General features: G+C 64.8%; 9 protein-coding genes. 8 read left to right on the top strand and 1 reads right to left on the bottom strand.

Annotated features, from left to right (window positions below; genetic code table 11):
• Nucleotides 1-8: 8 nt before the first annotated feature.
• Nucleotides 9-695 carry a Crp/Fnr family transcriptional regulator gene (locus ASE28_RS28740; protein ID WP_057269502.1) on the bottom strand — a complete coding sequence of 229 codons (687 nt, stop codon included), beginning with the start codon at nt 693-695 and terminating at the stop codon, nt 9-11.
• A gap of 216 nt (nt 696-911) precedes the next feature.
• Here ASE28_RS28740 and ASE28_RS28735 point away from each other — a divergent pair, with 216 nt between their 5' ends.
• The 8 genes from ASE28_RS28735 to ASE28_RS28700 all read left to right on the top strand — a co-directional run bounded on the left by ASE28_RS28735 (nt 912) and on the right by ASE28_RS28700 (nt 11,438).
• Nucleotides 912-2,555, top strand: coding sequence for a 3-(methylthio)propionyl-CoA ligase (locus ASE28_RS28735; RefSeq protein ID WP_057205950.1), 1,644 nt, complete (start codon nt 912-914; stop codon nt 2,553-2,555).
• Nucleotides 2,556-2,743: 188 nt separating this feature from the next.
• On the top strand, nt 2,744-3,976 hold the full coding sequence (locus ASE28_RS28730; RefSeq protein WP_057205952.1) for a branched-chain amino acid ABC transporter substrate-binding protein: 1,233 nt from the start codon (nt 2,744-2,746) through the stop codon (nt 3,974-3,976).
• Nucleotides 3,977-4,087: 111 nt separating this feature from the next.
• Nucleotides 4,088-5,041, top strand: a complete 954-nt coding sequence (locus ASE28_RS28725) for a branched-chain amino acid ABC transporter permease (RefSeq protein ID WP_057269501.1) — start codon at nt 4,088-4,090, stop codon at nt 5,039-5,041.
• 4 nt (nt 5,042-5,045) lie between these two features.
• The gene (locus ASE28_RS28720; RefSeq protein ID WP_057205954.1) at nt 5,046-6,395 is read left to right on the top strand and encodes a branched-chain amino acid ABC transporter permease; all 1,350 of its coding nucleotides are present in this window, start codon (nt 5,046-5,048) and stop codon (nt 6,393-6,395) included.
• An 8-nt stretch (nt 6,396-6,403) separates the two neighbouring features.
• Nucleotides 6,404-7,186 (top strand): ABC transporter ATP-binding protein, encoded by a 783-nt coding sequence (locus ASE28_RS28715; RefSeq protein WP_057205957.1) that lies wholly within the window; start codon nt 6,404-6,406, stop codon nt 7,184-7,186.
• A 3-nt stretch (nt 7,187-7,189) separates the two neighbouring features.
• Nucleotides 7,190-7,885 (top strand): ABC transporter ATP-binding protein, encoded by a 696-nt coding sequence (locus ASE28_RS28710; RefSeq protein WP_057205959.1) that lies wholly within the window; start codon nt 7,190-7,192, stop codon nt 7,883-7,885.
• A 187-nt stretch (nt 7,886-8,072) separates the two neighbouring features.
• Entirely contained in the window at nt 8,073-10,172 is a 2,100-nt protein-coding gene (locus ASE28_RS28705) for a 3-hydroxyacyl-CoA dehydrogenase NAD-binding domain-containing protein (RefSeq protein ID WP_057269500.1), read from the top strand.
• A gap of 90 nt (nt 10,173-10,262) precedes the next feature.
• A complete protein-coding gene (locus ASE28_RS28700; protein ID WP_057269499.1) occupies nt 10,263-11,438 on the top strand; it encodes an acetyl-CoA C-acyltransferase in 1,176 nt (391 codons plus the stop codon).
• Nucleotides 11,439-11,501: the final 63 nt, after the last annotated feature.

The following is an 11,501-nucleotide window of genomic DNA, read 5'->3' as shown; positions in this document are numbered from 1 at the left end:
ATGTCCTTTCAGGCGGCTGCGGTGGCGGCGAGGTATGCGCCCAGCGCGTCGTCGTCCACGATGGCCACCTTGCCGAAATCCAGCGACACGATGCCCATGCCTTCGAGCGAGCGCAGCACGCGGTTGACTGTCTGGCGCGACAGGCCCACGAGCTGGCCCAGCTCGTCCTGCGTCAGGTTGAGCCGGCGCGTGCTGGGCCAGAACAGGCGGCTCAGGTACAGCGCCACGCGGTGCTCGGTGGACTGCGTGCGCCCGGCCTCGATGATGGTCATGGCCTGCCCGAGCCGCATGTTCAGGTGCAGCACCAGGAACTGGTTGAAGGCCAGGCTGCTCTCGCGCAGCGCGGCAAAGACCGGCAGCGGCAGGCACATGAGGCGGGTAGGGCGCAGGGCCACCACGTGGTACCTGCGGGGCTCGGGCTTCATGGCCGAGCCTTCGCCGAACCATTCGCCATCGGGCACGCCGATGAAGGCCGACGCGCGGCCGCGGCTGGCCGGGCTTTGCAGCATCACCAGGCCCGAGAGCACGGCGTGCCAGCCCTGCACGGCGCTGCCAGCGGGCATCATCACGTCGCCCTTGTCACCGCTTTCTTCGAACACTTCGGCGCGCACGCGCTCCTGCATGGCCGCCGGCAGGCCGGCGGACCAGGGCTGGGCGGTGATGAAGCGCTGGGCGTGCGGGGCGAGGCAGAGCATGCTGCCAATTCTCGCAGCGCACAGCGGCATGCAGGGTAATCCCTTGGCCTTTGTCGGGCGGGCGACAGGTGTTGGCGCCAAGCGGCCCACGCCGCACACTGCGCAGCCAGGAAGCCCGCGTGGCACGCAGCCGAAAGGGGCGCTTCGGAGACCCCGCAGCAGGCCAGCGCGCGTTACGATGATTGCCCACTTCACCACAACATTCAAGGAGCACACATGCTGGGCCTGATGCAGAGCCAACCCCTGTTGATCTCGTCGCTGATCGAGTTCGCCGAACGCCACCATGGCGACGCCGAAATCGTCTCGCGGCGCGTGGAGGGCGACATCCACCGCTATACCTACAAGGACCTGGGCCAGCGCGCGCGCCGCCTGGCCAATGCGCTCGACGGGTTGGGCCTGCAGTTCAGCGACCGCGTGGCCACGCTGGCCTGGAATGGCTATCGCCACATGGAGATGTACTTCGGCGTCTCCGGCTCGGGCCGCGTGCTGCACACCATCAACCCGCGCCTGCACCCCGAGCAGATCGCGTGGATCGCCAACCATGCCGAAGACCAGGTGCTGTGCTTTGACATGACCTTCCTGCCCCTGGTGCAGGCGGTGCACGCCAAGTGCCCCACGGTGAAGAAATGGGTGGCGCTGTGCGACGCCGACAAGCTGCCTGCGGATTCCGGCATCCCCGGCCTCACGAGCTACGAGGCCTGGATCGGTGCCCACTCGCCCGACTACGCCTGGCCCGAGTTCGACGAGAACTCCGCATCGAGCATGTGCTACACCAGCGGCACCACGGGCAATCCCAAGGCCGCGCTCTACAGCCACCGCTCCACCACATTGCACGCCTATGCGGCAGCACTGCCCGACGTGATGTGCCTGTCGGCCCGCGACTCGGTGCTGCCGGTGGTGCCCATGTTCCACGTCAACGCCTGGGGCATCCCGTATTCGGCTGCGCTCACGGGCTGCAAGCTGGTGTTCCCCGGCCCGGCCATGGACGGCAAGTCGATCTACGAACTCATCGAGTCCGAGAAGGTCACCTACGCCGCCGGTGTGCCCACGGTGTGGCAGATGATGCTCGGCCACATGAAGCCTGCGGGCCTGAAGTTCTCCACCCTCAAGCGCACCGTCATCGGCGGCTCGGCCTGCCCGCCCGCGATGATCCACGCCTTCAAGGAAGACTTCGGCGTGGAAGTGCTGCACGCCTGGGGCATGACCGAGATGAGCCCGCTGGGCACGCTGTGCACCCTGAAGAACAAGCACCTGGCGCTGCCCAAGGAAGAGCAGATGAAGGTCCTGCTCAAGCAGGGCCGCGCCATCTACGGCGTGGACATGAAGATCGTCGGCGCCGACGGTGAGGAACTGCCCTGGGATGGCAAGACCTATGGCGACCTGCTGGTCAAGGGCCCGTGGATCGTGGACAGCTACTTCAAGGGCGAGGGCGGCCATCCGCTGGTCAAGGACGCGCAGGGCCGCGGCTGGTTCCCCACGGGCGACGTGGCCACCATCGACGCCGACGGCTTCATGCAGATCACCGACCGCAGCAAGGACGTGATCAAGTCCGGCGGCGAGTGGATCAGCTCCATCGACATCGAGAACATCGCCATGGCCCATCCGGCCATCGCCATGGCTGCGTGCGTGGGCATGCCGCACCCCAAGTGGGATGAGCGCCCCATCGTGGCCGTGGTCAAGCGCCCGGGCGCCGAGGTCACGCGCGAGGAACTGCTGGCCTTCTTCGAGGGCAAGACCGCCAAGTGGCAGATCCCCGATGACGTGGTGTTCTTGGAGGCCATCCCTATCGGTGCCACGGGCAAGATGCTCAAGACAAAGTTGCGTGAGCAACTCAAGGATTACAGGCTTCCGGGCCTGTGATCCGGGGCTGCGCTGGGCAGGTCTTCGCGAAGGTCGCGAGGGCTGTTGTCAGCGCTGCCCCAGGCTGGTGCGGCGCTCGGGGGAGTGCCCGCCAGTCACGTGGGCGACGCCGGTAGGGGCAATCCCTGAGGGGCGTCGTGTTGCAACGCGGTACGCTGCGTCGTGTCGATTTACAAGGAGACAAAACCATGAAATTCGCTATGAAGGCTGTAGCAGCCACCGTCCTGTTGGCGAGCGCTGGCGCCGCATTCGCTCAAAAAGGTGAGACCGTCAAGATCGCCTGGCTCGACCCGCTTTCGGGCTTGATGGCGGCCGTGGGAACCAACCAGCTCAAGAGCTTCCAGTTCATCTCCGAAGAGTTCAACAAGAAGAACGCTGCCGGAGTGAAGTTCGAGATCATCGGCATCGACAACAAGCTCAGCCCGCAAGAGACCACCAGCGCACTGCGCTCGGCCATGGACCAGGGCGCGCGCTACGTGGTGCAGGGCAACGGCTCGGGCCCGGCCCTGGCGATCATGGATGCGCTGGAAAAGCACAACGCACGCAATCCCGGCAAGGAAGTCGTGTATCTGAACTACGCCGCCGTGGACCCGGACCTGACCAACAGCAAGTGCAGCTACTGGCACTTCCGCCTGGACGCTGACACCTCCATGAAGATGGAAGCGCTGACCACCTTCATGAAGGACATGCCCGAAGTCAAGAAGGTCTACCTGATCAACCAGAACTACGCGCACGGCCACCAGGTCTCCAAGTACGCCAAGGAAATGATGGCCCGCAAGCGCCCTGACGTGCAATTCGTCGGCGACGACCTGCACCCCCTGGCCCAGGTGCGCGACTTCTCGCCCTACATCGCCAAGATCAAGCAGTCGGGCGCCGACAGCGTGATCACCGGCAACTGGGGTTCCGACCTGGCGCTCCTGATCAAGGCCGCCAACGACGCCGGCCTGAACAACGTCAACTTCTACACCTACTACGGCTCCGTCACCGGCAGCCCGACCGCAATGGGCTCGGCCGCCGCTGGCCGTGTGTACATGGTGGCCTACGCGCACATCAACCTGCCGGGCGAAATCAACAAGATCGTGGTGGACTACAAGAAGAAGTTCAACGACGACATGTACACCGGAGCCGTGTACCACGCCTTCTCCATGCTCACCGAAGCCTTCGTGAAGACCAAGTCCACCGACCCTGTGAAGGTGGCGGCGGCCCTGGAAGGCATGAAGTTCAAGAGCTTCAATGGCGAAGTCGAGATGCGCAAGACCGACCACCAGCTGCAGCAGGGCCTGTTCATCTCCAAGTGGGAGAAGGCCGGCGGCAAGTTCCCGCTCGACTCGGAAAGCACCGGCTACACCTTTGTGCCCGTGAAGTACTACGAGCCCTTCGTGGCCAGCACGCCCACCTCGTGCCAGATGAAGCGACCATAAGCGGCCATAAGCGCCTATAAGCGCCCATAGGGGCCTGACCAGGCCTTTGCTGCGTATCGAGGCCCGACCTGGCTCGGGCCTCTTTTTTTACCCTTGACCTGAAAAATTCCAATGAATCCTGAGTTTTTCGTGATCTCCCTGCTCAATGGCGTGAGCTACGGGCTGCTGCTGTTCATGCTGAGCTCGGGACTCACACTGATTTTCAGCATGATGGGTGTGCTCAACTTTGCACACACCAGCTTCTACATGCTGGGTGCCTACTTTGCCTACAGCATCTCGGGCGTCATCGGTTTCTGGCCGGCGCTGGTGCTGGCGCCGCTCCTCGTTTTCGCGCTCGGTGCTGCGTTCGAGCGTTACTGCCTGCGCCGCGTGCACAAGTTCGGCCACGTGCCTGAGCTGCTCGTGACCTTCGGCCTGTCCTACCTGATCCTCGAGCTGGTGCAGCTCGTCTGGGGCCGTGCCACGGTGCCCTACGGTCTGCCCACGCAATTGCAGGGCCCGCTGTTCAGCCTGTACGGCACGCAGTTCCCCAGGTCGCGCTCGTTCGTGATGCTGATCGCATTGCTGATGCTGGTGTCGGTGTGGCTGCTGCTCACCCGCACACGCATCGGCCTGGTGATCCAGGCGGCGCTCAAGTACCCCGAGATGGTCGAGGCGCTGGGCCACAACGTGCCGCGTGTGTTCATGCTGGTGTTTGGCGGCGGCGCGGCCCTGGCCGGCCTGGCCGGCGTGATTGGCGGCAACACCTACGTCACCGAGCCGGCCATGGCGGGCTCGGTCGGCTCCATCATCTTCGTGGTGGTGGTGGTCGGCGGCATGGGATCGCTGACTGGGGCGTTCCTGGCTTCGCTGCTGATCGGCCTGGTGCAGACCTTCGCGGTGGCGCTCGACTATTCGATGATCCACGTGCTGCGACCCCTGGGCGTGGCGGTGACCGACCAGACCTTCGGCTACCCCTTGCTCAAGCTCACCATCTCCCAGGTGGCGCCCATTCTTCCGTACCTGTTCCTGGTGCTCATCCTGATCTTCCGTCCCAAGGGCCTGCTGGGCACCCGCGAGGACTGATGCCATGACCTCATCCACCACCACCGTTTCCGGCGCTGCGCCACAGGCCAGCGCCCCACAGGGCACCTCCCACTACCGGTTCAAGCCGTGGAACGTGGGCCGCTTCGTCGTCTGGTCGCTGTTCGCCGCGATGCTGATCGTGGCCCCCCACGTGTTCCGCAGCGGCCTGGCGCTGACCATGCTCTCGCAGATCGGCTACCTGATCATCATCTGCCTGTCCTACAACATCCTGCTGGGGCAGGGCGGCATGCTCAGCTTCGGGCACGCGGTTTACACGGGCCTGGGCTCGTTCATCGCCATCCACGCCATGAACATGGCGACCAAGGGGGGGCTGCCCATCCCGCTGGTGCTGATTCCACTGGTCGGCGGGCTGGCAGGCATGTTCTTCGCCATCCTGCTGGGCTTCGTGACCACCAAGAAGTCGGGCACCACGTTTGCCATGATCACGCTGGGCATTGGTGAACTGGTGGCCTCCATGGCGCTGATGTTCCCCGAGTTCTTCGGCGGCGAGGGCGGCATCACCACCGACCGCGTCTACGGCAAGCCCTTCTTCGGCTTGAACTTCGGTTCTGGCATGCAGGTGTACTACCTGATTGCCGCCTACTGCTTCGTCTGCACGGCGGCCATGTTCGCCTTCACGGGCACGCCGCTCGGCCGCATTCTGAATGCCGTGCGCGACAACCCGGAGCGCGTGGAGTTCATCGGCTACAACACGCAGCGCGTGCGCTATTTCGCGTTCATCATCGCGGGCTTCTTCGCCGGCATCGGCGGCGGGCTGGCCACCATCAACTTCGAGATCGTGACCGGTGCCGACAGCGTGAACGTGCTGCGTTCGGGCGGCTACCTGCTGTTCACCTTCCTGGGCGGGGCCACGTTCTTCTTCGGGCCCATCATCGGCGCCGTGCTGCTGGTGCTGGCCTCGGTGCTGCTGTCCGAGATATCCAAGGCCTGGCTGCTGTACCTGGGCCTGGTGTTCCTGTTCATGGTGATGTACGCCCCTGGCGGCATCGCCAGCCTGATCATGATGAACCTGCGCCTGGCCAAGTACGGCAAGCTGCGCCAGCTCTGGGTGTCGTACATGGGCCTGGCCGGTACCGGCCTGGTGGCCGTGCTGGGTGCTGCATGCATGGTGGAGATGACCTACCACCTGCAGCTCAACGCGGCCCTGGGATCCGAGCTCAAGTTCATGGGCGCCATGATCGATGCCAAGGGCCTCACGGCCTGGTTCGGTGCGGGCTTCGTGTTCCTCACCGGCCTGGCGCTCTTCGAGATGTGCCGGCGCCAGTTCCTGCGCCAGTGGAGCACCATCCAGGAAGAGATCGAACATGCCATCAAGCGGGGGGAGGCACAGTGAGCAATACCATGACCCCTCAAGCGTCCTGCGCGCTCGAACTGCGTGACCTGCGCAAGAGCTTCGGCAAGACCGAAATCATCCGCGGTGCCAACCTGGTGGTGGCACCCGGCGAGCGCGTGGCCATCATCGGCCCCAACGGCGCCGGCAAGTCCACCCTGTTCAACCTCATCAGCGGGCGCTTCGCCCCCACCAGCGGCGACGTGATCCTGAACGGCCAGCGCATCAACGGCCTGGCCCCGTACGAGATCAACCGCATGGGGCTGTCGCGCAGCTTCCAGATCACGAACATCTTCCCCAAGCTGAGCGTGTTCGAGAACCTGCGCTGCGGCGTGCTGTGGAGCATGGGCTACAAGTACACCTTCCTGCGCTTCCTGTCGAACCTGCACGATGCCAACCAGCGCGCCAGGGAGCTCATGGAGATGATCAAGCTCGACAAGAAGCGCGACACGCTGGCCATGAACCTGACCTATGCCGAGCAGCGCGCCCTGGAGATCGGCATCACCATCGCCGGTGGTGCCAACGTGATCCTGCTGGACGAGCCCACGGCCGGCATGAGCAAGAGCGAGACCACCCGCTTCATCGGCCTCATCAAGGAGGTGACCGAGGGCCGCACCCTGCTGACCGTGGAGCACGACATGGGCGTGGTGTTCGGCCTGGCCGACAAGATCGCCGTGGTGGTGTACGGCGAGGTGATCGCCTTCGACACCCCCGACAAGGTGCGCGCCAATGCGCGCGTGCAGGAGGCCTATCTGGGATCGGCCGTGGCCGACGAGCAGGGCGCGGGACACTGATTTATGCTGAAAATTGACAACCTCCACGCCTACTACGGCAAGAGCCATGTGCTGCATGGCGTGAGCTTCGACGTGCAGCCCGGTGAGATCGTGGCGCTGCTCGGGCGCAACGGCTCGGGCCGCTCCACCACCGCCAAGGCCATCATGGGCCTGGTGGACTGGGAGGGCACGCTCGAGTTCAAGGGTCAGAGCCTCACGGGCAAGAAGGCCTACGAGATCGCCCACCTGGGCCTGGGCTATGTGCCCGAGAGCCGCGACGTGTTCCCCAACCTCACCGTGCACCAGAACCTGCTGCTGGGCCAGAAGGGCAGCGGCAAGGGCAGCCGCTGGTCGTTCGACGACATGTACGAGATGTTCCCGCGCCTCAAGGAGCGCCAGCACACCGAGGCGGGCGTGATGTCCGGTGGCGAGCAGCAGATGCTCACGCTGTGCCGCACGCTGATGGGCGACCCCGACCTGATCATCATCGACGAGCCCACCGAAGGCCTGGCGCCCAAGATCGTCGAGCTGGTGGGGCAGTACCTGCAGACCATCAAGGCGCGCGGCATCTCGGTGCTGCTGATCGAGCAGAAGCTCACCATCGCCATGAAGATTTCGGACCGGGCACTGGTGATGGGCCATGGCTCCATCGTCTTCCAGGGCACGCCCGACAGCCTGCGGGCCGACAACTACATCCGCAAGGAGTGGCTTGAAGTCTGACGACTTCCGGCCAAAGCATGACAAAGAGGCGCCTGACAGCTCATGGCGCCTCTTTTTTTGCCCAAGGAGACGGTTTGGTGGCCCAGAGCCATGTCCCCACCGGGACAAATTGACACGCCAGGGCCGCGCGAAGTCTCTACAATAAAAACGCACGATCGTTCTTTTTCACTCTCCAAGGAACAACAGCATGACCGCTGAATACAAAGTCCACGGCTCCGTTGCCGTGATCACCCTGGCCAACCCCCCCGTCAACGGACTGGGCCTGGCAACCCGCCAAGGCATCGTGGACGGCCTCGGCCGCGCCAATGCCGATGCAGCGGTCACGTCCATCGTCGTCACTGGCGCTGGCGGTGCGTTTTCCGGCGGCGCAGACATCAAGGAGTTCGGCACCGACAAGTCCCTGCAGGAACCCAATCTGCTGTCGGTGATCGCCGCCATCGAGAATTCGTCCAAGCCCGTCGTGGCCGCCGTGCACACGGTTGCCATGGGCGGTGGCCTGGAGCTGGCCCTGGGTTGCCACTACCGCATCGCCGCGCCTGGCTGCAGCCTTGCGCTGCCCGAAGTCAAGCTGGGCCTGATCCCCGGCGCCGGCGGCACGCAGCGGCTGCCGCGCGTGCTGGGCGTGGAAGCCGCCCTGAACCTGATCGTCAGCGGCGAGCCCGTCAAGAGCGAGCTGATCGCCGCTGTGCCCGGCCAGAAGCTGTTCGACAAGATGGCCGCATCCGCCGAGGCGCTGGCCGCCGAAGCCCTGGCCTTTGCCCAGAGCGTGGCCGACGTGCGTCCGCTGCCGCTGGTGCGCAACCTGCCCTGCAAGCACCCCGAAGGCGATGCGTACTTCCAGTTCGCGCGCAACATGGTCAAGGGCATGGCCAAGAACTACCCCGCGCCCGCCAAGTGCGTGGACGCGGTCGAAGCCGCCACCAAGCGCAAGTTCGCCGACGGCATGCTGTTCGAGCGCGAGGTCTTCATCAACCTGATGTGGACGCCCGAGTCGCGCGCCCTGCGCCACCTGTTCATGGCCGAGCGCGCTGCCTCCAAGATCCCTGACGTGCCCTCCGACACCCCGAAGCGCGAGATCAAGTCCGTGGCCGTGATCGGCGCCGGCACCATGGGCGGCGGCATCTCCATGAACTTCCTGAACGCCGGCATCCCCGTCAAGATCCTGGAGACCAAGCAGGAAGCCCTGGACCGCGGCGTGGCCACGATCAAGAAGAACTACGAAGCGCAGGTCAAGAAGGGCAAGCTCAAGGAAGACAAGTACGCGCAGCGCATGGCCCTGTTGACGACCACGCTCGACTACGCCGACCTCAAGGATGCCGACCTCGTGATCGAGGCTGTGTTCGAGGAGCTGGGCGTCAAGGAAACCGTGTTCAAGCAGCTCGACGCCGTGATGAAGCCCGGCGCCATCCTGGCCTCCAACACCTCCACGCTGGATGTGGACAAGATCGCTGCCTTCACCAAGCGCCCAGAAGACGTGGTGGGCATGCACTTCTTCAGCCCCGCCAACGTGATGAAGCTCCTGGAAGTGGTGCGCGGCGCCAAGACCAGCAAGGACGTGCTGGCCACCGTGATGGCCATCGGCAAGAAGATCAAGAAGACTTCGGTGGTCTCGGGCGTGTGCGACGGCTTCATCGGCAACCGCATGATCGAGCAGTACAGCCGCCAGGCCGGCTTCCTGCTGGACGAGGGCTGCACGCCCCAGCAGGTGGACAAGGCCGTCGAGAAGTTCGGCTTTGCCATGGGCCCCTTCCGCATGGGCGACCTGGCTGGCAACGACATCGGCTGGGCGATCCGCAAGCGCCGCTCCGTCGAGCGCGCCGACATGAAGTACAGCCGCACCGCCGACAAGCTGTGCGAGCTTGGCCGCTTCGGCCAGAAGACCGGCGCAGGCTGGTACGACTACCAGGCCGGCAAGCGCGATGCGATTCCGAGCGAGCTGGTCAACAAGATGATCGAAGACCACCGCAAGGAGTTGGGCATCACGCCGCGCAAGATCTCCGACGAGGAAATCGTGCAGCGCCTGGTGTTCGCACTGGTCAACGAAGGCGCACACATCCTGGAAGACGGCATCGCCAGCAAGTCCGGCGACATCGACATGGTCTACCTCACGGGCTATGGCTTCCCCATCTACCGCGGCGGCCCCATGCACTACGCCAGCGAAGTGGGCCTGTTCAACGTGGTGCAGGCCATGGACCGCTTTGCCAAGAACCCCAACGACGATGCGGAGTTCTGGAAGCCCGCGCCGCTGCTGGCCAAGCTGGCAGCCGAAGGCAAGGCGTTCGCCTGAGCGAACTACTGATTGATGCAGTGAAGCCGCACCGGATGCATACGCCCCTGGCGGCCATCGGTGCGTTCCACCCCTGAAAGGATTTTTCCCATGACCTCCGCAGTGATCGTTTCCACCGCCCGTACCCCGCTCGCCAAGAGCTGGAAGGGTGCCCTCAACATGACCCATGGCGCCACGCTGGGCGGCCATGCCGTCAGGCACGCCATCGAGCGCGCCGGCATCGACGGCGCCGACGTCGAAGACGTCATCATGGGCTGTGCCAACCCCGAAGGCGCCACCGGCGCCAACATCGCACGCCAGATCGCGCTGGCCGCCGGCCTGCCGGTCACGGCATCGGGCGTCACGGTCAACCGTTTCTGCTCTTCGGGCCTGCAGACCATCGCCCTGGCGGCACAGCGCATCATCGCCGGCGAAGCCGACGTGTATGTTGCCGGCGGTGTGGAAAGCATCTCCTGCGTGCAGCAGGAAATGAACATCCACATGCTGCGCGACCTGGCCCTGGACAAGGTCAAGCCCGAGATCTACTGGAGCATGCTGCAGACCGCCGAGCAGGTGGCCAAGCGCTACAACATCAGCCGTGAAGCCATGGACGAGTACGGCGCCGCCAGCCAGCAAAAGGCCTGCGCAGCCCAGGCCGCCGGCCTGTTCGATGCCGAGATCGCCCCCATCACCGTGACGGCCGGCGTGGCCGACAAGAACCTGGGCCTGATCACCAGGCAGGTCACCCTGAGCAAGGACGAAGGCACGCGCGAAGGCACGACGGTCGAGTCCATCAGCGGCCTGCGCTCGGCACTGCCCGGCGGCCTCATCACGGCCGGCAATGCCAGCCAGTTCTCCGACGGTGCCGGTGCCTGCGTGGTGGTGAGCGAAGAGTACGCGAGCAAGAAGGGCCTCAAACCCCTGGGCCGTTTCCTCGGCTTCGCCGTGGCCGGCTGCGAGCCTGACGAAATGGGCATCGGCCCGGTGTTCGCCGTGCCCAAGGTGCTCAAGAAGCTGGGCCTCACGGTCAACGACATCGACCTGTGGGAGCTGAACGAAGCCTTCGCCGTGCAGGTGCTGTACTGCCGCGACAAGCTGGGCATTCCAGCCGACCGGCTCAACGTCAACGGCGGTGCCATCGCCGTGGGCCACCCCTATGGCGTGTCGGGCCAGCGCCTGACGGGCCACGCCCTGATCGAAGGCAAGCGCCGCGGCGCCAAGCGCGTGGCGGTGACCATGTGCATCGGCGGTGGCATGGGTGCTGCGGGCATCTTCGAAGTGCTCTGATGTGCCGGTGATGCGTGTGGGCATGTAAGGGTTGTGGCGCTTACGTTTGCTCACACGGGGCTT

It is taken from the genome of Acidovorax sp. Root219, assembly GCF_001428665.1.
GTDB lineage: Bacteria > Pseudomonadota > Gammaproteobacteria > Burkholderiales > Burkholderiaceae_C > Acidovorax.
The sequence above is the reverse complement of the archived record's forward strand: the minus strand, read 5'-3'. Positions and strand labels throughout refer to the sequence as shown.